Source organism: Ensifer sp., from assembly GCF_035999135.1.
Classification (GTDB): Bacteria; Pseudomonadota; Alphaproteobacteria; order Rhizobiales; family Rhizobiaceae; genus Ensifer.
In genome coordinates this window covers 1-19,546 of the sequence record NZ_DASYGZ010000232.1, presented here as the reverse complement: position 1 = coordinate 19,546, position 19,546 = coordinate 1, and the positions used below count along the sequence as shown (strand labels likewise).

23 protein-coding genes are annotated in these 19,546 nt (G+C 62.5%); 8 read left to right on the top strand and 15 right to left on the bottom strand.

Features of this window, described 5'->3' with window-relative positions; all coding sequences use genetic code 11:
* On the top strand, nt 1-190 hold a 190-nt coding region (locus VGO12_RS30610; RefSeq protein WP_327516499.1), incomplete at its 5' end, for a hypothetical protein.
* 86 nt (nt 191-276) lie between these two features.
* On the opposite strand, the gene VGO12_RS30605 is transcribed toward VGO12_RS30610, so the two are convergent.
* A complete protein-coding gene (locus VGO12_RS30605; RefSeq protein WP_327516496.1) occupies nt 277-561 on the bottom strand; it encodes a hypothetical protein in 285 nt (94 codons plus the stop codon).
* Between the two features lie 142 nt (nt 562-703).
* Entirely contained in the window at nt 704-1,786 is a 1,083-nt protein-coding gene (locus tag VGO12_RS30600; RefSeq protein ID WP_327516495.1) for a DUF475 domain-containing protein, read from the bottom strand.
* A 524-nt stretch (nt 1,787-2,310) separates the two neighbouring features.
* Between VGO12_RS30600 and VGO12_RS30595 the strand changes: the two genes are divergently transcribed.
* Both VGO12_RS30595 and VGO12_RS30590 read left to right on the top strand, forming a co-directional pair.
* Entirely contained in the window at nt 2,311-2,907 is a 597-nt protein-coding gene (locus VGO12_RS30595; protein ID WP_327516494.1) for a DJ-1/PfpI family protein, read from the top strand.
* Between the two features lie 22 nt (nt 2,908-2,929).
* Nucleotides 2,930-3,280: a ribbon-helix-helix domain-containing protein gene (locus VGO12_RS30590; protein WP_327516493.1), complete on the top strand. Its 351-nt coding sequence runs from the start codon at nt 2,930-2,932 to the stop codon at nt 3,278-3,280.
* Between the two features lie 123 nt (nt 3,281-3,403).
* On the opposite strand, the gene VGO12_RS30585 is transcribed toward VGO12_RS30590, so the two are convergent.
* The 10 genes from VGO12_RS30585 to VGO12_RS30540 form a co-directional block, all read right to left on the bottom strand.
* Nucleotides 3,404-4,255, bottom strand: coding sequence for a cupin domain-containing protein (locus tag VGO12_RS30585; RefSeq protein WP_327516492.1), 852 nt, complete (start codon nt 4,253-4,255; stop codon nt 3,404-3,406).
* Between the two features lie 58 nt (nt 4,256-4,313).
* Nucleotides 4,314-4,880 carry a TetR/AcrR family transcriptional regulator gene (locus VGO12_RS30580; RefSeq protein WP_327516491.1) on the bottom strand — a complete coding sequence of 189 codons (567 nt, stop codon included), beginning with the start codon at nt 4,878-4,880 and terminating at the stop codon, nt 4,314-4,316.
* 34 nt (nt 4,881-4,914) lie between these two features.
* Nucleotides 4,915-6,000 carry a Gfo/Idh/MocA family oxidoreductase gene (locus tag VGO12_RS30575; protein WP_327516490.1) on the bottom strand — a complete coding sequence of 362 codons (1,086 nt, stop codon included), beginning with the start codon at nt 5,998-6,000 and terminating at the stop codon, nt 4,915-4,917.
* A gap of 31 nt (nt 6,001-6,031) precedes the next feature.
* Entirely contained in the window at nt 6,032-6,871 is an 840-nt protein-coding gene (locus VGO12_RS30570) for a carbohydrate ABC transporter permease (protein WP_327516489.1), read from the bottom strand.
* A gap of 1 nt (nt 6,872) precedes the next feature.
* A complete protein-coding gene (locus VGO12_RS30565) occupies nt 6,873-7,778 on the bottom strand; it encodes a sugar ABC transporter permease (RefSeq protein ID WP_327516498.1) in 906 nt (301 codons plus the stop codon).
* A 7-nt stretch (nt 7,779-7,785) separates the two neighbouring features.
* Nucleotides 7,786-8,859, bottom strand: a complete 1,074-nt coding sequence (locus VGO12_RS30560; RefSeq protein ID WP_327516488.1) for a sn-glycerol-3-phosphate ABC transporter ATP-binding protein UgpC — start codon at nt 8,857-8,859, stop codon at nt 7,786-7,788.
* Nucleotides 8,856-9,782, bottom strand: coding sequence for an ROK family protein (locus tag VGO12_RS30555; protein WP_327516487.1), 927 nt, complete (start codon nt 9,780-9,782; stop codon nt 8,856-8,858). The genes VGO12_RS30560 and VGO12_RS30555 overlap by 4 nt, the downstream gene beginning before the upstream one ends.
* Nucleotides 9,782-10,579, bottom strand: a complete 798-nt coding sequence (locus VGO12_RS30550) for a hypothetical protein (RefSeq protein ID WP_327516486.1) — start codon at nt 10,577-10,579, stop codon at nt 9,782-9,784. The genes VGO12_RS30555 and VGO12_RS30550 overlap by 1 nt, the downstream gene beginning before the upstream one ends.
* On the bottom strand, nt 10,576-11,451 hold the full coding sequence (locus VGO12_RS30545; protein WP_327516485.1) for a sugar phosphate isomerase/epimerase: 876 nt from the start codon (nt 11,449-11,451) through the stop codon (nt 10,576-10,578). Before VGO12_RS30545 ends, VGO12_RS30550 begins: the two co-directional genes overlap by 4 nt.
* 65 nt (nt 11,452-11,516) lie before the next feature.
* Nucleotides 11,517-12,785, bottom strand: a complete 1,269-nt coding sequence (locus VGO12_RS30540; protein ID WP_327516484.1) for an ABC transporter substrate-binding protein — start codon at nt 12,783-12,785, stop codon at nt 11,517-11,519.
* Nucleotides 12,786-13,011: 226 nt separating this feature from the next.
* Between VGO12_RS30540 and VGO12_RS30535 the strand changes: the two genes are divergently transcribed.
* The 3 genes from VGO12_RS30535 (at nt 13,012) to VGO12_RS30525 (ending at nt 15,309) form a co-directional block, all read left to right on the top strand.
* Nucleotides 13,012-13,920 carry a DMT family transporter gene (locus VGO12_RS30535; RefSeq protein WP_327516483.1) on the top strand — a complete coding sequence of 303 codons (909 nt, stop codon included), beginning with the start codon at nt 13,012-13,014 and terminating at the stop codon, nt 13,918-13,920.
* 84 nt (nt 13,921-14,004) lie between these two features.
* Nucleotides 14,005-14,400: a VOC family protein gene (locus VGO12_RS30530; protein ID WP_327516482.1), complete on the top strand. Its 396-nt coding sequence runs from the start codon at nt 14,005-14,007 to the stop codon at nt 14,398-14,400.
* 129 nt (nt 14,401-14,529) lie between these two features.
* Nucleotides 14,530-15,309 carry an ABC transporter substrate-binding protein gene (locus VGO12_RS30525; protein WP_414650801.1) on the top strand — a complete coding sequence of 260 codons (780 nt, stop codon included), beginning with the start codon at nt 14,530-14,532 and terminating at the stop codon, nt 15,307-15,309.
* 70 nt (nt 15,310-15,379) lie between these two features.
* Here VGO12_RS30525 and VGO12_RS30520 read toward each other — a convergent pair whose 3' ends face one another.
* A complete protein-coding gene (locus VGO12_RS30520) occupies nt 15,380-16,438 on the bottom strand; it encodes a GNAT family N-acetyltransferase (RefSeq protein ID WP_327516481.1) in 1,059 nt (352 codons plus the stop codon).
* A gap of 439 nt (nt 16,439-16,877) precedes the next feature.
* Between VGO12_RS30520 and VGO12_RS30515 the strand changes: the two genes are divergently transcribed.
* Entirely contained in the window at nt 16,878-17,627 is a 750-nt protein-coding gene (locus VGO12_RS30515) for an SDR family oxidoreductase (protein ID WP_327516480.1), read from the top strand.
* Nucleotides 17,628-17,638: 11 nt separating this feature from the next.
* Here the strand turns inward: VGO12_RS30515 and VGO12_RS30510 are convergent, their stop codons facing one another.
* A complete protein-coding gene (locus VGO12_RS30510; RefSeq protein WP_327516479.1) occupies nt 17,639-18,502 on the bottom strand; it encodes a LysR substrate-binding domain-containing protein in 864 nt (287 codons plus the stop codon).
* A 108-nt stretch (nt 18,503-18,610) separates the two neighbouring features.
* On the opposite strand from VGO12_RS30510, the gene VGO12_RS30505 reads away from it, so the two are divergent.
* On the top strand, nt 18,611-19,021 hold the full coding sequence (locus VGO12_RS30505; RefSeq protein WP_327516478.1) for a 4-oxalocrotonate tautomerase family protein: 411 nt from the start codon (nt 18,611-18,613) through the stop codon (nt 19,019-19,021).
* Nucleotides 19,022-19,326: 305 nt separating this feature from the next.
* Here VGO12_RS30505 and VGO12_RS30500 read toward each other — a convergent pair.
* Nucleotides 19,327-19,546, bottom strand: a 220-nt coding sequence (locus VGO12_RS30500; protein WP_327513515.1) for a hypothetical protein, incomplete at its 5' end; no start/stop codon positions are given.

Genomic DNA, 19,546 nt, shown 5'->3' with positions numbered 1-19,546 from the left:
GAAAACGAAAGCGAGCAAGACGATGGCAACCACAACTTATCACAAGGGTTTCATCGGCCGTGCCTTCGCAGTCCTCGGCGCTGCTAGCGCTGCCGCCGCCGCTGTTGAAGGTCACCGCCGCCCGAAGGCAAGCGACCTGCGCACGCTGGGTATCGACCCGGCAGTCTTCCCGGATACGCGCCGCGGCTAACCAGATTCCAGCGCGCCGAGGCGCGCCTTATCCTCCCAAGGATCAAACGGCTCGGGGTCGAAAGACCGCCGGGCCGTTTTTGCATTTCAGCCCTTTTCGTTCCCCCAGGCAGAGGAGAAGAAGTCGCGCACGCGGCGGCTGAAAATGTAGCCCCAGGGTATTTCGGCATCGATGGCGTCGTAGCCGGAACGCGACAGCGAGAATTCGACGCTGCCGTCAGCCATCTGCCTGCGCGTCATGTATTGCATCGTCAAAGCGCGGAAGACCGTTGCATGCAGCTCCTGCGGCCAATGGATATCCTCGGCCGGCACACGAAAGGCGCCGGCTCTGTAGAGCTCCTCAAGCACAATCCTCAAATCTTCCGCCGGCATCTGCCGTTTATCCGGTCTGCCGCGCATTTTGGCAATGCGGGATGCGACGGACCGAACAACAAAAAACGGCCCGGCGTTTCCACCGGGCCGTCGTTGCTGTCTATCGCCGTGTGGGCAAGGCTGGCGCCGGAGCGCCGGCCCGTTACTCAGCGTGGGCTCCTGCCGGTTCCTGCCCGCGTTCGCGCTTGTTGTAGCGGATCGACGACCAGAGCGAGATGCCGATGAGGGCTGCGCCACCAAGGCCGGTAATTACTTCCGGAATGTGGAACAGCGTCTGCACGTACATCACCACCGAGAGGATCAGGATCGCGTAGAACGCGCCATGTTCCAGGTAGCGGTACTCGTTGAGCGTACCCTTCTCAACCAGCATGATCGTCATCGAGCGCACGTACATGGCGCCGATGCCCAGGCCAATCGCGATGATGAAGAGGTTCTGCGTCAGCGCGAAGGCGCCGATGACGCCGTCGAACGAGAAGCTGGCGTCGAGAACTTCCAGGTAAAGGAAAGCGCCGAAGCCGCCCTTTGCCGCAGCACTCATAGTCTCCTGCTGCGCATCGAGCAGGCCGCCGACCACCTCGACCACGAGGAACGTCAACAGACCGTAGATCGCCGAGTAGACGAAGGTGTGCACGTCAGCCGGATCGAGCAGGGTCGAGAAGCCGAGGATCAGCGTCAGCACGAAGGCAATCTCGATGCCCTTGATGCTGGCAAAGCGAGCCATCTTGCTTTCGATCCATTGGATCCAGTGAACATCCTTCTCATGATCGAAGAAGTAGCTGAGGCCGACCATCATCAGGAAGGTACCGCCGAAGGCCGCGATCGGCAGATGGGCGTCGTTCATAATGCGCGCGTATTCTTCCGGCTTGCTTGCCGCAAGAATGATCGCCTCGATCGGCCCGATCTTCGCGGCGATAACCACGATCAGCAGCGGGAAGACGATGCGCATGCCGAAGACGGCGATGATGATGCCCCAGGTCAGGAACCGGTGCTGCCACTCGGGCGTCATGTCCTTGAGCTTGTTGGCATTGACGATGGCATTGTCGAAGGACAACGAGATTTCGAGCACCGCAAGCACGGTGCAGATGAAGAAGACCGAGGCCATGCCGCCGATCGTGCCGGTCGACTGCCAGCCGAGCCAGGCGCCGAGCACAAGGCCGACAGCGGTGACAATGAAGGCCCAGGTGAAATAGCCGAGCGAGCTTGTGTGCGATTGAGGCTGGTTCATCAACGTGCCCCCTTCGCTCTGACAACACCGGCTTCGGTGAAGAAATGAGGTTTCAAAACAGAAATGCGCACGGCCGAAGGGGCGCATGCGTGAGGCATGAGATCAGTTTTCATGGGAGCTAATCCGCCGGCTAATTTGCTGGCGGTACCGACATCACGAGAGCGCCGTAAAAACTCTCGCCAGAGGGGCCCGGCACCAGTGTTCACCCCGTGGTCCGATGTCTGGAGAACAGGGTACGCCTCCTAATTAGCAGCGTCCGGTGGAACGTCAAGGGGGCCGCAGGCATGCTTTTTCTGGGAAGGTCTGGCGACCGAAGAACGATCGGAAAGAGAGAGGCGACCGGGAGGTTCAAAAGGCGGGTTTGCATTGGGCCATCCTCGTCTGTGTGGTTGCCGGAGGCACGCTTGAGCGTGTCGATGAGACAGCTCTCTGCCTGAGCTCAGAATTTTCCCTGTAGTATTCCGCTAGTACCTGCTGGCTCGTTTGTCTTGCTACTCTTCCTCCATGGTTTTGGGAGGAAACAAATGCCAGGTTCGAAAATTCTGATGATCACCGGGGACTTCACCGAGGATTACGAGACGATGGTGCCGTTTCAGACATTGCTTGCCTGCGGCCACACAGTCCATGCAGTCTGCCCGGGCAAGAATGCCGGTGACACCGTTGCGACCGCGATCCATGATTTTGAAGGCGACCAGACCTATTCGGAAAAGCGCGGGCACAATTTTGCGCTCAACGCCACCTTCGCCAGCATCCGCGCCGAGGCCTACGACGCGCTGGTGATCCCGGGTGGCCGGGCGCCCGAGTATCTGCGGCTGAACCCGGACGTGCTCAAGGCCGTGCAGCACTTCTTTGTCGCCGGAAAACCTGTGGCGGCCATCTGCCACGGCGCCCAGCTTCTTGCCGCCGCCGGCGTGCTGAAGGGACGCAAATGTTCGTCCTACCCGGCCTGCCGTCCGGAGGTCGAACTGGCAGGCGGCGTCTATGCCGATATCGCCATCGACGATGCCGTGTCGGACGGCAATCTTGTCACGGCGCCCGCCTGGCCGGCGCATCCGTCCTGGCTGCGGCAGTTCATGGCTGTGCTCGACGCCTCGGCCCTGCTAAAAACGAACGCCGCCTGAGGAGGCCGGCCAGGAGGGCGAGATGTGCGAACTGTTCATAAAGGCGGACGCGAGACTGTGGGAAAGCGCCACGCGATCGCTTCGCATCGATGGCATGGTCACGAGCGTGCGGCTCGAGAATTTCTTCTGGTCGAAGCTGGAGGAAATTGCGAAGCGCGACCGCATGAATGTCACGCAGCTGATCACCAAGCTGCATCATGAGTCGATCGATGCCGGCCATGACCTTGGCAACTTCACTTCGTTCCTCAGGGTCTGCTGCGCCCGCTATCTCGACCTCCAGCTGGCAGGCGATATCCCGAGGGATCTCGACCAGCCGATCGCCGGGCTCAACGCGCCGGCGATCCTTGTGCGGGAACAGGACAAGTATCACTAAACGAGGGCGCAGGCACTTCGATGTCCGCCGGTGGCTCAACCGGCCGGGTTTCGACAGACGGCCATCCGCCACAAGGGGCAACGCCGGCGATAGATCTCTTCGGCGTCGCCCTTGCAACGGCGATCAGAATTCCGGCGCAACGCCGAAGACGAACTCCACCTTGTCTGCGGACATGTTGAAATACTGGTGGTCAGCTCCCGCGGGAATGTAGAAGCCGTCGCGCGGATTGAGCTCGAACCACGCCTGGCCCTCCGCATCGAGCACGTGGATGTTCAGCGTTCCCGAGACGACGTAGAGGCATTCGTCGCCCTTGTGGCGCTCGATGCCAGTGCGCTTGCCTGCAAGAACCGTCGTCTTGCCGACCGTCAGCTGGTCGGTGGCGCAGAAAAGGCCGGTATAGGCGCCCTGTGTTTGCTGATCGAGGCTGAAGAGCAGATCGGCATCGCGCATCGGGTGGATGGTCCGCGCCTTGCGCTGCGCTGCGGCCTCCATCGGCCACCGGCCGAGGAACTCGCTCTGGCCATAACGAGACTGCTCGATTTCTATGTAAGGTTTGGTGCGCGCGTAGGGCCCCGAAGTGCCCTTGGCCGGCGGCGGTGCGAAGAATTCGAGCACGCGAACCTGCTCGTTGCCGAGGTTGAATCCGTGGTGCCAGGTGTCTTTGCGGAAGAACAGCGCCTCGCCTTCCCTGGCAACGCAGAATTCGCCGGTCTCGGGGTTGGCAAGACCGAGCGTGCCGCTCAGCACGTAGAGAACTTCATCGGCGCCGAAGATTGTGCGGAAGGCTTCGGTGTGCTTGAAGCAGCCGCCGGGCTGCATGCCGAAAACGATCTGGTGAATGCTCTCGGTCGAGGCATAGATCCAGTCGTCGACCAGGCCGGCGTTTTCCTCTCCCCAGAGATGGCGTGTGACGCCGGCATAGGGGATGAGCGTGGGACGATCGAAAACGGGACGGGGAGACGGCTTGTAACCCATCGGTAAACTCCTTGGTTTTGCGCGCCAGGCGCGCTGAAGGGGATGCGCGCGAAGCGCACTATTTCGGGGATGGCGGCGCGTGCGTGCGCTCCAAGAGGCGGGCGGTCACGGCCCGTTTCATCTCGGGGTCGAGATGCATGACGTTGAAGACTTCCGCCAGCCACATGCCTTCGACGGCCAGACGCGTGATCGTTGCCTCCACCGGATCGAGGCCGTCGCTCTCGACGGCCGCCTGGCAACGGATGTTCTGCTGGCGCACAATCTCCAGGAGATCAGGGAAGTTCGAGAGCGCCGCGGTAATGCTGGCGCCCAGGCGGTCATACTGGTCGCCGGTGCTTGTCGCCTCACCGAGGGTGGCGCGAACATAGGCGCGCGTATAGCGGCCATGCGGGTCCTCGTCCTCGGTTTCGAGCCCGGAGAGACCGGTCTCGAAACGATAGACGAAACGCTCGACCATCGCCCGGACCAGCGCGTCCTTGCTGGAGAAGTGGTAGAGGATGCCGCCCTTGCTGAGGCCGGTCTCTTCCGCCACTTCGTCGAAGGTGAGGGACGACACGCCCTTGCCGACGACGATGGCCTCGGCGGCGGTCAGGATACGGTCACGTGCGGTTTCGCGTTTTGCCATGTCGGTACAACTCGGTGTTGAGGATATCGTCCTGCTATAGCCGCGAACTTTCCTTCAGGCGACCGACGATCTCGGCCATCAGGGCCAGATCTTCGCGCGAGTCAGAAAGGGTGGTTTTTGGCCTGGTGCCCTTGACGAGATGGTCGTGGAAGGCACGCAGCTCCAGGGCAAAGGGATCGGTGTAGTCGGGGCCGAATGTGCGCGTTTCCGTCTCGCTGTCAGTGCTGTCGATCACCTCGAGCGCAGTCGGCAGGTTGCGGATATAGGGCGTGTCGTAGCTGACGCGCAGCTGTCGGCGATCCGAGAGCACCTCGATGCGCGCGTCGAACCGGGCGACATTGTCGATCATCGCTTCATAGATCGCGGTGAAATGACCGTAGTCGAAGAGCGCGACGATGGATTCGCCGTTGCACTTGTGGTGGGCGGCGATCACCCGCTTCGGCAGGCCGATCAGTTCACGCATCGCAGATAGGCTGTGCGAGGAGAGCCCGGTTAGCACCTGGTAGGCCCGCATCAGATCGGCCGGCGCGTCGTCTCCGACCACCTGCTTCAGGAGTGCTGTCGTCTGCGCTCGGGAGTCTGCCAGGAAGCCTGCATCCAGATCGCTCGGATAGAAAATGTTGCGGGTCTGGCGAATGAAAAACGGGCCTTCGCAGATGATGTCGCGCACCCGGACATAGCGCACGGCGTCGTGGGCCGGCATCATCGCCTTGGCGCGCAGGAAGCTTGGCGAGTAGCGGCGCATGTAGGCAACGAAAAGCAGCCGGTCCGTTGCCTCCGCCAGCGGCGCGACGGCATCGATCTCGCCAAGGGTCAGGCAGGCGGGCTTTTCCAGAAAGACGTGCTTCTGCGCCTTCAGCGCCATTTCCAGATAGAAGCTGTGGGTCTGGTCCGGCGTCAGGATGAAGACAGCATCGATATCCGGCGAGGCGACCAACGCTTCTGCGGTCGCGAACTTTTTCGCGCCGGGATAACGCTCGGAGCAATAGCGCGTCAGGCTCGGCGAAACGTCGTAGACGCCGGCGATTTCGAACAGGTGGCGGTGATCTGCAAGGATCGGCAGATGCATCAGCTGGCTTACCTCGCCAAGCCCGATCAGACCAACACGAACGACAAGCATGTGAATACCTTTCCGCCTCCGTTTGAGGCAATCAACCCTTGACCGCACCGGCCGTCAGGCCGGAGACGATGTGTTTCTGGAAGATGAGCGCGAGAACGATCAGCGGCACCGTGACGATGGTGGAGGCCGCCATGATCGCACCATAGGGAAATTCGTAACGGCTCGATCCGGAGATGAGCGCGATCGCCACCGGCACGGTGCGGTTCTCGTCGGTCAGGATGAAGGTCAGGGCGAACATGAACTCGTTCCAGGACGCGATGAAAGCGAGCAGACCGGTCGAGATCAGCGCCGGCCCCATCATCGGCAGGAAGATGCAGCGCACGATCCGCAACGGCGAGCAGCCGTCCATGATCGCCGCCTCCTCTATCTGCTTGGGCAGATCGCGCATGAAGGTCGTCAGCACCCAGATATTGAAGGGCAGCGTGAAGATCATGTAGGCGAAGATCAAGGAGCCGATCGTATTGTAGAGCCCCAGCCAGCGGATCATCTCGAACAGGCCCGACAGCAGCGCAATCTGCGGGAACATCGAGACGGCGAGCACGAGCAGCATGATCGATGAACGGCCGCGGAAATCGATGCGACCGAGCGCGTAAGCGGCGCCGACGGCAAGCAGCAGCGACAGGGCCACCACCGAGAAGGCGACGATCAGCGAGTTCAGCAGCGAACGCAGGAACACGCCGTCGGACAGGATCGCCGCATAATTGTTGAACTTCAGGTCCGGGAAGAAGGTGACGTCGAAGATCGCCTGCCCCGATTTCAGCGACGAGGCGATCATCCAATAGAACGGAAACAGCGTGTAGAGCGCGACGATGCCGAAGAGCGCGTAGATCGCGATCCTGTGCAGGCGTTTGCCGGTGTTGCTTCTGACCATGTCAAACTCCCATCAGACGGCGGTTGAGACGGAAGACGGTGACGTAGATGGCGGTCACCAGCGCGATCATCAGGAAGACGGCGGTGCTTGCGGCCGATCCGACGCCCATGTCCTGGAAATTGACCAGCACCTCGCGGGCATAGATCGAGACGGTTTTGGTATCATCGCTGTTGGAGGAGAGTACGAAGCTCAGGTCGAACATGCGCAACGCATCCAGCAGGCGAAAGAGCACGGCGACGGCGATGCTGGGCGCAAGCAGCGGCAAAGTGAGCGAGGTGAACTGCTTCCAGGTCGGCACGCCGTCGATCGAGGCGGCCTCATAGATGCCGCGCGGCAGCATCGATAGCCCCGCAAGAATGAGCAGCACCATGAAGGGCGTGGTGATCCAGACGTCGACAGCAATGATCACCGGCATCACCAGTGCCGAATTGGCCGTCCAGGCAACGCCGCTGTCGATCACGCCGGCGAGCTTCAGCACATGGTTCACGATACCGAACTGGTCGTGCAGCATCCATTGCCACATGCGGGCGCTGACGACGACCGGGATCGACCAGGGAATGAGGATGATGGCGCGCATCACGCCGCGCCCGGCGATATGCGAATTGAGCAGCAGCGCGATCGTCAGGCCGAGCACGGTTTCAATCGAAACGGAAATGACGGTGAAATAGAGCGTGTTGCGGACGGACTGCCACCACAGCGGATCCTCAAACAGCGCCCGGTAGTTGTCGAAGCCGACATAGCCATAAAAATCCGGTTCCGTGAGCAGAGCGTCGGTGAACGAGAACAGGAACGTGCGGCCGAGCGGCCAGAGCGCGACGCCTATAAGGACCAGAAGGCTCGGCGCGAGAAAGAGCCAGGCGGTGCGAACACGCGCCTGCCGCAGTCCCGTTGATCTTGAACCCGCCATCATGATCTCAGGCTCCCTTGACCGAGAGCGCCTTGTCGTCGGCGCCGAAGATGTGCGCCTTCGAGGTCAGCCAGCCGACGGTGATTTCGGCGTTTGGCGTCAGATCGGGCTTGCCCTGCACCTTCAGCACCAATGACTGGCCGTTGCTCAGGCGAGCGTGCACCAGCGCCTCGCCGCCGAGCGGCTCTACGAGCTGCACGGTCGCCGGCAGCTGGACGTCGCCTCCGCCGAGCATCAGGTCCTCCGGTCGAATGCCGACACTCACCTCGCCTTCATAATCGAAGTGGCCGGGACGGTGCGAAACGCCAAGGATATCGAGGCGGCTTGCCGCCGCTTCGCCGATCAGCGCGCCCGGCAGGAAATTCATACGCGGGGCGCCGATGAAGCCGGCGACGAACTTGTTGGCCGGCCGTTCGTAGAGCTCCATCGGCGTGCCGACCTGCGAGATATGGCCGTCTTTCAAGACGACGATGCGGTCGGCAAGCGTCATCGCCTCGAGCTGGTCGTGGGTGACATAGACGGTGGTCGCTTTCAGCTCGCGGTGGATGCGGGCGATCTCGACGCGCATCTCCATGCGCAGATCGGCGTCGAGGTTGGACAGCGGTTCGTCAAAAAGAAACAGCTTTTGCGAGCGCACGAGCGCACGGCCGATGGCGACGCGCTGTTGTTGACCGCCTGAGAGCTGCGCCGGACGCCGTTCCAGGAGATGCTCGATCTTCAGGAACCGGGCGACCTTCGCCACCCGCTCCTTGATCTCGCCGGCGGCAAGCCGGGCCGTTTCCAGCGCGAAACCGAGATTGCGCTCGACGTTCATGTGCGGATAGAGCGCATAGGACTGGAACACCATGGCGATGCCGCGACGCGCCGGCGGGGTCTCATTCATGCGCGCGCCGCCAATGCTGAGCTCGCCGTCGGAGATCTCCTCAAGCCCGGCGATCATGCGCAAAAGCGTCGATTTCCCACAGCCGGACGGGCCGACAAAGACGACGAACTCGCCCTCCCCGACGGTGAGGTTGACCTTGTCGATCACGGTCAGGGCGCCGAAGCGTTTGACGAAATTGGTAAGGGCAATTCCACTCATTGGCGCACCGTCCGATTGGCTGATCTGCTTGCAAGGGCCGCAACGCCGATGGCGCAGGCCGCATCACCGAGCTGGCTCGCAACGATCGGCAGATCGCGCGCCCCATCGGCCCAGATGAACGGCCTGGTCAGCGCCGCAAGCCGGGCGTTGACAGCCGGATCGCCGCCGATGCCGCCGCCCAGAATGAGCTTGGCCGGATCGAGCGTATTGACGAGCTGGCCGAGATAGGAGGCGAGCGAGACAAGCGCATCGGCGACCATGCGCGCCGCCCGCGGATCCTTCGCCTCCGCCTCGAAAAGCTGGAGGGCGCTCGTATCCTCACGGCCAATCACCCGGCCATAGCGCTCGCCGAGTGCCTTGCCGCTGGCAAAGAGCTCGAGGTTGTGGCGCACTTCCTGATCCCGACCCTCGCCAGCAAATGTGACGAGATCGCTGCCGGAGAAGTGGATCGCAAAGCCGCGCGCACCGGCGTAGGGCGTGCCGCCGATCACCAGCGAGTGCGAAAGCCCGGTCGAAATCGTCACATAGACGAAGGGATCAGCATCGACGCCTGCGCCGATCCATCCCTCGGCGAAGGCGGCAGCCCTGACGTCGCTTTCGATGTGCAGCGGCTCAAAACCGCTGAGACGGCCACGGTAATCGAGGCCGCGCCAGTCGAAATTCCAGGCCGACGCCGGTCTGCCATCGCCAGTCACCAGTTCCGGCAGGCAGACGCCGAGCCCCGCGGTCTCGACGCCAAGCATCTGACCGTCATGGCGCGTGGCCGTGGCGAGCGACGCCACCAGCTCGAGCACCGCTTTGCCCCCCTCCAGGCAAGGGGTCGCCTCGGTGCGCTCCGTGATAACAGCACCGTCGGCGAGACGAACAAGGCACGCCTTGGTCTTCGTTCCCCCGACGTCGATGCCGATCGCATGGGCGCCCATCACCGCGCTCCCCATTGGCCGGCAGCGGCGGCGTCCGCCAGTAGTTCGGCGTTGCGGCACTCGACGGCGATCGTGGCGGGCCAGCTCGCATCGTAAGCGCCCGCAGCCGTCAGACGGTAAAAGGCGTGCCGCTTGCCCTCACCCCAGACGATCATCGCCACCGCCTTCGACTGTTCGGCGATCGAGCCGATGCCGATCGTCACCCCATGCGAGGGCACCTCGGAAATGTCAGTGAACTCCGGAAAGGTCGCGAGGTTGTCGCGCCGCGTCTGTTCGGCGAGCGCCACGATGCGCGTGCCACTCTCGCGCGACGATCCCGGAGGGTTGAACGCGATATGGCCGTCACCGGCACCCGAGGCGAGCAGGAAGAGATCGATGCCGCCGGCAGCCACGATCCGGGCGTCGTAGTCTTCGGGCGCTGCGATATCCGGCATCCAGAAATTCTGATGCGGAATGCGAAACTCGTCCGGCAGCCCCCTGTTGATGCGTCCAACGATCTCCCGTTCGCCAAAACCGCGGCAGGAATAGTGGGCGGAAGCGCTGGGCGGAGCAAATCCGCCGGCGTCGTCCGCGCTCAGATACTCGTCCATCATCACGACAATCAGCTGTGAGCAGTCGACCGGCTCTTTCGCCAGACGGCTTTCGAGCGCCCGGTAAACAGGCAACGGGCTGCGCCCGCCCGGACAGCCAAGCACATAAGCCCGGTCCCCAGCGTTCGCCGCACGGATGCCGGCGACGATCCGGTCGGCTAGATGCGCCCCGATGGCGTCGGGCGTTTCGTGGATCTCGACCTTCATGCGCCGGCCCCGTCCGCCAGGAGCTTCGATACGAATTCGTAGTTGCGGCGGGCGATCGTTTCCGGCGTGTCCGGATGGTTGCGCGCCAGATCCTGCTCGACGACAAGCGGACCGTCGTAGCCGCCTTCACGCAGCACCGACACGAATTCGGCGATATCGACGACGCCGCGGTCGAGGTCGGTCATGATGCCCTCCTCGAAGGCACGGTCGGAGTGGATGTTCTCGGCAAGCACGCGGGCGCGGAGGGCGCCATCGACATTCTTCAGGTGGACCGAGTTGATGCGATCTCTGTGGCGCCTGTAGAACGCGATCGGATCGGCGTTCCAATAGGCGTGGTGGCCGGTGTCGAGGCAAAGCCCCACGAGATCAGGATCGGTTTCGGCAAGCAGCCGCTCGATCTGGGCTTCATGCTCGACGCAGGTGCCGACATGCGAGTGAAAGCTGAAGGCCAGGCCATGGCTGCGGGCGATGACGGCGGCGCGGTTCGTCTGGTCGATCACGGCGCGCCAGCCGTTCTCGTCGACGACGCCCATGTGGTCCTTCGGATAGAACTCCGACTCGTCCATGAGGATGAAATGCGTGCCGCCTGTGTCCGACAAAAGCTTGCAGATGGCGTGGGTCTTTTCCTCAAGCACCGGCCAGGTGGACGCGTCAGCCAGCGTCTGGACATGGGCGGCCGCGACGAGCTTCAGATCGCGGCGTGCCAATTCCGACGAAAGCACGGCGGCGTCTGTGGAGAAGTATCCAAAGGGGCCAAGCTCGGTATGCCGATAGCCGGCCGCACGGATGCGGTCGAGATAATCAGTCCAGCCGAGTTCGTTGCCCTGCGGCCAGTAGATGCCCCAGCAGCACGGTGCGATCGCAATGTTCACGTTGATTTCCTCAGATGCTGTGATGGCGGGCCCGCCTCGACGGGCCCGATGCAATTGACGGGGACCTACCAGCCCCGCGCCTTCAGCCGCTCCAAGTCGCTGCCGACCTTGGCGAGCGCGTCTTCAGCACTCTCCTTGCCGCTCAGCACATTGTGCACGCCGTTGAAGATCCGCTGCGAGACGCGGTTGTAGGAAGCGCCGGTCACCTGTGACGGTCGCGAGGCGCTTTCGGCATAGGCCTTTTCGGCAAAGGCCAGCGACGGGTTGGCCGCAAGGATGTCCTTGTCCTCGTAGAGCGCCTTCAAGGTCGGGCTGTAGGCCTGAAGCGCGCGGCGCTTCTGTTCCTTGGCGCCGGTGAGGTAACGCACGAGGCTCACGGCCGCGTCCACGTCGTCGGCGTATTTCGAGACGCCGAGCAGGCCGGCACCATAACATCCGCTCGACTTCTGCCCCTCGGCGCCGACCGGCAGCGCCATCACGCCGATCTTGCCACGCAGCGAGGAATCCTGCGCCTGGGTCGTGCCCCAGACATAACTCCAGTTGCGATGGAAAACGGAGTTGCCGGCCTCGAATACACCGCGCGATCCCTCCTCGTCATAGTTCAGCACGCCTTCAGGGCTGATTGTGTTGATCCAGGACCGGGCGAGGTCGAGCGCTTTCACGGCTTGCGGATTGTTGGCGGTGATCGTGCCGTCAGGTGCAATGAAATTGCCGCCGCCGAAGGAGGCGACCCATTCGAGTGCGTCGCAGGTCAAGCCTTCATAGGCGCGGCCCTGCCACACATAACCCCACATGTCGGGACTTCCGCCGGCGCGTTCCTTGTCCTGGACAAACTTCGCCGTTTCGGTCAGCTCCTGCCAGGTCTTCGGCTCGCCCTTGCCGTATTTCTCAAGCAGGTCCTTGCGATAGAACATCAGGCCTGCGTCAACGAACCATGGCATCGCCAAGAGCTTGCCGTCGATGGTCGCATCCGCAAGCGAGGAGTCGAAATGGGCAGAGACTTCGTCTGCCGGGACCTTCTCGCGAAGATCGACGAGATGGGGCGCCAGCGTTCCGACCCAGATGTTGTCGAGCGTCAGCACGTCGACATCGCCGGACTTGCCGGCGAGCAGTTGCTGGTAAAGCGGCAGCGCCTCACCCCAGTTCGCCGGCATCTTGTTGATCTTGACGGTGTTGCCCGTTTCCTTGGCCCAGGCCTCGGAGGCCGATTGGCAGAGTTCGAGCTCGGCGCCGGCAGAACTGCAGAAAATCGAGACTTCGGCAGCCGACGCCGGTACGGCGGCAAACGCGACGCTGGCCATGGCGGCCGCCTTGAAGCACTTCATCCAACGCATTCTCGTCTCCTCCCCAGAAAACGTGTTGTTGCGATCAGCGATGGGAAATTACTATACCGTCCAGACGGTACAGTGAAGTGCGAAAATCAGTTTTCCCGAAAATGCCGGTGCCTTCAGTCTCTGACGGCCGATTCATTCGTAAAACTTATGGGTTGATCGCCTATGGGCGATGGATCGGCCAACCAGAATATGGCAAGGCCTGCCCAACTCGCTGAAAGCCCTGGACATGACCGTGATCACCGCCCCCGCCACCGCCTCGAATGCCGCAAGGACAGGCGTCCTCATCATGCTCCTTGGCATGTTGATGTTCTCGCTCAACGACGTGATGGGCAAATGGCTGGTCGCAACCTACTCTGTCAGCCAGTTGATGCTGATCAGGAGCGTGGCTGCGCTGCTGTTTCTGTCACCGTTCATTCTCAAGCGCGGGCTGCGTTCAATGTTCAACGTCGAGCGTCCGGGCCTGCAGGCGCTCCGCTCGCTGCTGTTTGCCATCGATGCCTCGGCCTTCTACTTCGCGGTCGCCTACATGCCGCTTGCCGATACCATGACCTACTGGCTGGCAGCGCCGATCTACGTCGCGGCCGCTTCGCCGTTTCTCTTGGGCGAGAAGGTCGGCTGGCGGCGCTGGACGGCGATCCTCATCGGCTTTGCCGGCGTGCTGATCGCGCTAGAGCCCTCGAAAGAAAGCCTCGGCCTGCCGGCGCTGGTTGCGCTCATCGGCAGCACCGCTTTTGCTTTCGCCCTGATGCTTGGGCGCACGCTGCGCTCCACGCCGGACACGACGCTCGTCTTCTGGCAGATCGTCGGTGCGCTGGTCCTGTCGCTTGTCGGCGTCGGCGCCAATCCCTCCGGCTGGGCGCCTGTCAGCGGCGAAGCCCTGCTGCAGCTCGGCATGCTCGGGATCGTCGCCATGCTGGCGCACATCCTCGTCAATCGCTCGCTGAAGCTCGCCGACGCCGCGACGGTCGTGCCCTTGCAATACACGCTTTTGTTCTGGGCGGTCGTTTTCGGCTGGCTCTTCTTCGGCGACACGCCGCGCCCGACCGTCATCGTCGGCGCGGCACTGATCGTCGCCTCGGGTCTCTTCATCTTCTTCCGGGAACAGCAGTTGAAGAAACGGCAGCCGAAAACCTGATGGACCGACCCGCCGCCTGAGGCGGGTTCCATCGCCGGCCGGCTTCTGTTAATTGCCCCACGTTCAAGCATGAAGGAGACGAAGATGGCCAAGGCGATCCATTCGATGATCCGGGTCCTCGATGAGAACAGGTCCGTCGCGTTCTATCGCACAGCACTCGGGCTCGATATCGCCGAGCGGCTGGATTTCGACACCTTCACCCTTGTCTATCTCAGCAATGACGCGTCCGAGTTCGAACTCGAACTGACGATCAACAAGGACCGGACCGAACCCTATGCGCTCGGCGACGGCTACGGCCATCTCGCCCTTTCCGTCGACGACCTTGATGCGGAGCACCTGAGGCTCACCGAGGCCGGCCTGAACCCCGGCAAGATCGTCGCCTTCGAGCGCGACGGCGTGCTGCTTGCCCGCTTCTTCTTCCTGGTCGACCCTGACGGATACAAGATCGAAGTGCTCAAGCGTCACGGCCGCTACAAATAGGCCGTACCGCCTCGACAGATGATCAATAAGAACAATACCAATTATCGCATCTATCTATTTCGCTTATAGGCTGGAGCAACTTAGTCTTTCCCGGAAGCATCACAAATGATGCAAACAAGGGGAACGCAAATGAGGAAACAGATTGCAGCGGCCGTTCTGGCGATCATGGCAACAAGCGCCTCTGTGGCGCAGGGCGCCGAGAAGATCAAGATTGGCACCGAGGGCGCCTATCCGCCGTTCAATTTCGTCGATTCCTCCGGCAAGATCGGCGGCTTCGATATCGATATCGGACTGGCGCTCTGCGAGCGCATGAAGGTCGAATGCGAGGTGGTCGCCCAGGATTGGGACGGCATCATTCCGGGCCTGCTAGCCAAGAAATACGACCTGATCATCGCCTCGATGTTCATCACCGAGGAGCGCAAGAAGCAGGTCGCCTTTACCAATCCCTATTATCTCGCCGCCATGACCCATGCCGCCCCCAAGGGTGCAGGCCTGACCGAGTTCACCAACGAGGCGCTGAAGGGCAAGGTGATCGGCGCACAATCCGGCACGACGCAGGCCGATTACATCACCGCAACCTTTCCCGACGCCGAAATCAAACTCTATCCGACCCAGGATGAAGCCAACCTCGACATGGTCAATGGCCGCCTCGACCTGCAGGTCGGCGACATGCTGCCGCTGCTCGACTGGGTCACCAAGAATGAGGATGGCAAGGCCTGCTGCGAACTGGTCGGCGAGCCGATCACCGACAAGAAGTTCGTCGGCGAGGGCGTGGGCATTGCGGTGCGCCAGGAAGACAACGACTTCCGCGAAAAGCTGAACAAGGCACTCGACGAAATCCGCGCCGACGGCACCTACAAGAAGATCAATGACAAGTACTTTACGGTCGACGTCTATACGATGAAGTGACGCACGAGGCTCAGCCGAGAGCGCTTGATCCTCGAACCGGCCGCGCCCATCGGGCGCGGCCGGATCCATGTCAGCCGCCGCTCGCGGCGCGTTGCCGCTCGACGATCGCTTCAAATTGCGGATCTCTGACGAGCGCTTGGATGGCCCAATAGCTTTCGAGCCATTCAGCCTCGCCCTCCCAGCCGCGATCGACCAGCAGGCGCAGATTTTCAAGCGCCCGTTCGTGTTCACCGGCGAGCGTCCATGCGCCTGCAGCATGAAAGCGATACCAGCCGATCTGATCGCTTGCCCGCTCCAGATGCTGCGCCCAGGCGCGGCAGGACGAAACATCGAGATCGCCGACGTTTTCCGCAGGCAGGTTGCCGCTATAGGCCATGTGCCGGTCCAGTTCCTCAAGGCCACAAGCCCTGGCGATGGCGATCGAGCCCCGGTTGGACGCATGCGTGTGCCATTCGATCCGGTTGACACCCCGTCGCACGCACTCTGCGACCGTCGCTGCGGCCGCAGCTTTGCCAAGTCCAAGGCGGCGATAGGTCGGTTCGGTGCCGACGCCGAGTTCGCAGCGATCGCCGCTGACGCTGTCGGTCGCGCAATGGCTGACGATGCAGCCATCGTGAAGCACGCAAAAACCGATCGCCTTTTCAAGGAAAAGGCCGCTAGAGCGCCATCGCTCCATCAGGTCGGCCACCGTGTCGAGATTGCCCGGACCAAGGTCGAGCAGGGCCTGGTCGATCGGCGCGAGAGTGAAACCATCGGGCAGGACGACGGCCATGCCACCGCCAGGGCCTCCCAAAAGGCCCAGCCTGATACGCGGGTGAGGCAGGGCGAAAGGGTTGGACCAGATCTCACCGAGGTAATCTTGCCAACGATCCTCGATGAAAACGTATGCCCATTCCGGCATCAGGCGTTTCAATTCCGGAAAACTCCGGGCGGCCTGGTCGGGAGACCCTGCGAGAAAGTAGGCGTCGCCGTTTGCGACCAGCGCCACGCGCGGGTCGCTGATCCGGTCAACCCACACCTGGCCATCGATGGTGCCGTCGAGCACCGCAGCGATGGCCGCGTGGGTGGAGGAAAGGTCGTTTAAGAGACGATGAGCGGCCGGATAGGCCCGTTGCTCGAGTTCAAACATGAATATGCAATCCTAGTGCAGCAGGTCTCCCTGCCGACAGAACAAAGAGATGAGACGAAAAGGTCGTCCCGGTTCCCACCGGCATGAGCCCGCCGGTCCGGGGCGTCGGAAACTGCCATCTTGTTACCTCTCTGTTCTTCCCCGCCTCGCAGAAGGCATGATTGCGCCGCGCCGCTTAAGCAACCAGATGGTGCAGTGCAAGCGGTTAACGGTAGCCACTACCCGCAAAAGCGCTGTGCGCGACAACGACGCGCCGTCAACAGAGACATCCGCAGTTGGCTTGGGCGCAGGCGGGCGCTAAGCTTTCGCCCGGAATGTGTTTCCGCGCGCTGTGCTCCGGGTTCGTATCAGACGCGCAGAATGCACGGCAGCTCATTGATTTCTTTCGTGTTATTCCTACGAAAATGGCATCCGCCCTTCACAAGGCATTGGAGATCCTATGTTCGACCTCAAGGAAAAGACGGCGCTGGTCACCGGCGGGGGCCGCGGACTTGGGCTTGAAATGGCCAAGGCCCTGGCAACAGCCGGAGCGGCGGTTGCCATCAACGGCCGCAACCGGGAGGCGCTCGAGAGAACACGCCAGCGCGTTGCCGAGGACGGTATCACCCTTGATGTCGTGGCGGGCGATGTCTCGACTGATGCCGAACGGATCATTGCCGCGACCGTCGAAAGGACCGGTGGCCTCGATATTCTGATCCATGCCGTGGGCGAACGCGATCGACGCGGCACGGATGCCATGGATCCTGCCGCCTTTGCCGCCGTGCTCACCACCGATCTGACGGCCGCCTATGCCATGGCCAGGGCGGCGCTGCCCTATCTGCGCCGTTCCTCGTCCGGTCGGATCATCTTCGTCACTTCGATCGCGGCTGCTGTCGCTCGGCCCGGTGATCCGGCCTATACGGCCGCCAAGGGTGGACTGGACGCCCTTACCCGCTCGCTCGCGGTCGAGCTCGGTTCCGACAACCTGACGGTCAATGCGATCGCCCCCGGATGGTTTGCGACGGAAACCAATGCAGCCCTTGCCACCGATCCTGCCCTGCAGGCCTTCGTGGATGTACGCATTCCGCTCAAGCGTTGGGGACGCCCGCAAGAGATCGCGCCCGCGGCCGTGTTCCTCGCCTCCCCTGCGGCAAGCTTTGTCAACGGAACGACACTGACCGTCGACGGCGGCATGACAGCGCAGATGTAGTCCGCGCTATCTCAAGTACGTTCGCCTCCGGCAGGCAGGCCGTCGGCGAGGAGGTGTGCGAGGCTCGAAGCCGCCTTTTCCGCCTTTGACTTCAGCCGCAGGCTGAATTCCGCATTCGGCAGCGGCGGCAGACCGAGCGACCGCGGCGCAACCGCAACGCCGTCTCCGAGAAAACGGGCCGTCCGCGCCGTCAGCGCCAGGCCGCTTCTGACCGCCGCGCGCACGCCCGACAGGCTCGGACTGGTGGCGGCAATGCGGTAGGAACGGCCGGCGTCATCGAGTGCCGCGGTCACGGCAGCGCGAAAGCCGCAGGGCGGATCGAGCACGGCGATCGGCAGCTCGCCGTCCGCAGCAACCGGGTCGACAGCTGCCGACAGCCAGAGCATCGGCTCGCGGAGAACCGCCAGTTCATCCGGCATCGCGCCATCCCGCATCACGATCAACACTTCGATCAGCCCCTGATCGTAGGCGGCCGTCAACTCGCGCGACCGCCCGACCCGCAAATCCAGGCGGACGCGCGGATGTGTGCGCCCGAAATGCCTGAGGAGGTCCGGCAGATTGCTGTCGGCAAAATCCTGGGTGCAGCCGAGCGCCAGCCTGCCGTCGGCCCTGGCGCCCTTGAGGCTCAACCACGCGTCGCGGTGGACCTCGAGGATCCTTCGGGCATGGACGACCAGTTCCTCTCCAGCCGGCGTCAGGATACGTCCCCGTCCAGACGGCGCCAGCAGCGGCTCTCCGATCATCGCTTCGAGACGCTGCATCTGGGACGTAACCGCCGATGGCGTTCGTCCGACGGCAGCGGCGGCATGGGCGAGCGAGCCGCTTTCGGCGAAAGCGAGAAAGGTGCGCAACAGATCCGGATCGAACATTTGCATAGATTCACAATAATCGAATTATTGATGCAGAACAATTCGATTTTAAAGAACCTAGATGAATGGCAGATTGGGTGCACACAAGAAACACTACCCGAAAGGACGGATCAAATGCCCATCATCAACATCACCGTCAGCGGCAAGGCCGATGTCGCCCTGTCCACCCGGATTGCCGCTGCCGTCAGCGATCTGACCGCAACCCATCTGCGCAAGGACCCGACGGTCACCGCGATCGTCGTCAACTATGCAGACCCTGAGCATTGGTTCGCCGGCGGCAGGTCGCTCGCCGAACAGGCGCTGAACAGCTTCTGGCTCGACATCAAGGTCGTCGATGGAACCAATACCAAGCCGGAAATGGCCGCCTATCTCGAAGCGATCTTCGCGCGCTTCGAGCAGTTGCTCGGCCGACTGCACCATGAAAGCTATGTCCTGGTCCACGAAGTCTCGGCGGCGGCCTATGGTTATGGCGGCAAGACACAGGAATTCCGCTACATCAGCGGCAAGCTGAAGTCCGGCCTTTAAGCCTGGTCTCACGCTGAGCATCTGGCCGCGCTCAATCCTGCTGACCGCGGTCAAGCGCAGCTGCCACGCCCGCAATCAGTCAACGGTGCTCGTCCTGGCCGCGCCTGCCCGTCGCATCGAACACGTTGACGGAACTCGGATCGAACGCCTGGGCAAGACGAGCCCGTTCAGCGCAGTTTCGTATCCCTTGTCGCGGCAGTCCCGCACGGAGCAGCGGAACTGCCGACCACGACCCGGCCCTTGCACCTCCTGCCCTGTCTCCCCTCGGTCGGAAGCCCTTGGCAGGGGAGAACAGCCTGCGATCGTCAGAACCGGACGCGGGCGCCGACCTTGGCGCCGGCCGACTTCGAGCCGTCGCCCTCGATGTTGAAGAGCAGCGAGAAATCGAGGTCCCAATTGTCGTTGTTGCTGAGCGCAAGCCCGGCCGAGACCCGGCCGAACAGGCCTTCGCCGTCGAGCGACGCAAAGCCGACATCGGCGCCGACCGTCGGCGACAGGATCAGCCCGTTTTCCAGCTCCAGCGTG

Excerpts from the sequence above, each read along its gene's own strand:
- VGO12_RS30605 (WP_327516496.1), bottom strand. The coding sequence starts at position 561 with ATGCCGGCGGAAGATTTGAGGATTGTGCTTGAGGAGCTCTACAGAGCC.
- VGO12_RS30600 (WP_327516495.1), bottom strand. The coding sequence starts at position 1,786 with ATGAACCAGCCTCAATCGCACACAAGCTCGCTCGGCTATTTCACCTGG.
- VGO12_RS30595 (WP_327516494.1), top strand. The coding sequence starts at position 2,311 with ATGCCAGGTTCGAAAATTCTGATGATCACCGGGGACTTCACCGAGGAT.
- VGO12_RS30590 (WP_327516493.1), top strand. The coding sequence starts at position 2,930 with ATGTGCGAACTGTTCATAAAGGCGGACGCGAGACTGTGGGAAAGCGCC.
- VGO12_RS30585 (WP_327516492.1), bottom strand. The coding sequence starts at position 4,255 with ATGGGTTACAAGCCGTCTCCCCGTCCCGTTTTCGATCGTCCCACGCTC.
- VGO12_RS30580 (WP_327516491.1), bottom strand. The coding sequence starts at position 4,880 with ATGGCAAAACGCGAAACCGCACGTGACCGTATCCTGACCGCCGCCGAG.
- VGO12_RS30575 (WP_327516490.1), bottom strand. The coding sequence starts at position 6,000 with ATGCTTGTCGTTCGTGTTGGTCTGATCGGGCTTGGCGAGGTAAGCCAG.
- VGO12_RS30570 (WP_327516489.1), bottom strand. The coding sequence starts at position 6,871 with ATGGTCAGAAGCAACACCGGCAAACGCCTGCACAGGATCGCGATCTAC.
- VGO12_RS30565 (WP_327516498.1), bottom strand. The coding sequence starts at position 7,778 with ATGGCGGGTTCAAGATCAACGGGACTGCGGCAGGCGCGTGTTCGCACC.
- VGO12_RS30560 (WP_327516488.1), bottom strand. The coding sequence starts at position 8,859 with ATGAGTGGAATTGCCCTTACCAATTTCGTCAAACGCTTCGGCGCCCTG.
- VGO12_RS30555 (WP_327516487.1), bottom strand. The coding sequence starts at position 9,782 with ATGGGCGCCCATGCGATCGGCATCGACGTCGGGGGAACGAAGACCAAG.
- VGO12_RS30550 (WP_327516486.1), bottom strand. The coding sequence starts at position 10,579 with ATGAAGGTCGAGATCCACGAAACGCCCGACGCCATCGGGGCGCATCTA.
- VGO12_RS30540 (WP_327516484.1), bottom strand. The coding sequence starts at position 12,785 with ATGCGTTGGATGAAGTGCTTCAAGGCGGCCGCCATGGCCAGCGTCGCG.
- VGO12_RS30535 (WP_327516483.1), top strand. The coding sequence starts at position 13,012 with ATGACCGTGATCACCGCCCCCGCCACCGCCTCGAATGCCGCAAGGACA.
- VGO12_RS30530 (WP_327516482.1), top strand. The coding sequence starts at position 14,005 with ATGGCCAAGGCGATCCATTCGATGATCCGGGTCCTCGATGAGAACAGG.
- VGO12_RS30525 (WP_414650801.1), top strand. The coding sequence starts at position 14,530 with ATGAGGAAACAGATTGCAGCGGCCGTTCTGGCGATCATGGCAACAAGC.
- VGO12_RS30520 (WP_327516481.1), bottom strand. The coding sequence starts at position 16,438 with ATGTTTGAACTCGAGCAACGGGCCTATCCGGCCGCTCATCGTCTCTTA.
- VGO12_RS30515 (WP_327516480.1), top strand. The coding sequence starts at position 16,878 with ATGTTCGACCTCAAGGAAAAGACGGCGCTGGTCACCGGCGGGGGCCGC.
- VGO12_RS30510 (WP_327516479.1), bottom strand. The coding sequence starts at position 18,502 with ATGCAAATGTTCGATCCGGATCTGTTGCGCACCTTTCTCGCTTTCGCC.
- VGO12_RS30505 (WP_327516478.1), top strand. The coding sequence starts at position 18,611 with ATGCCCATCATCAACATCACCGTCAGCGGCAAGGCCGATGTCGCCCTG.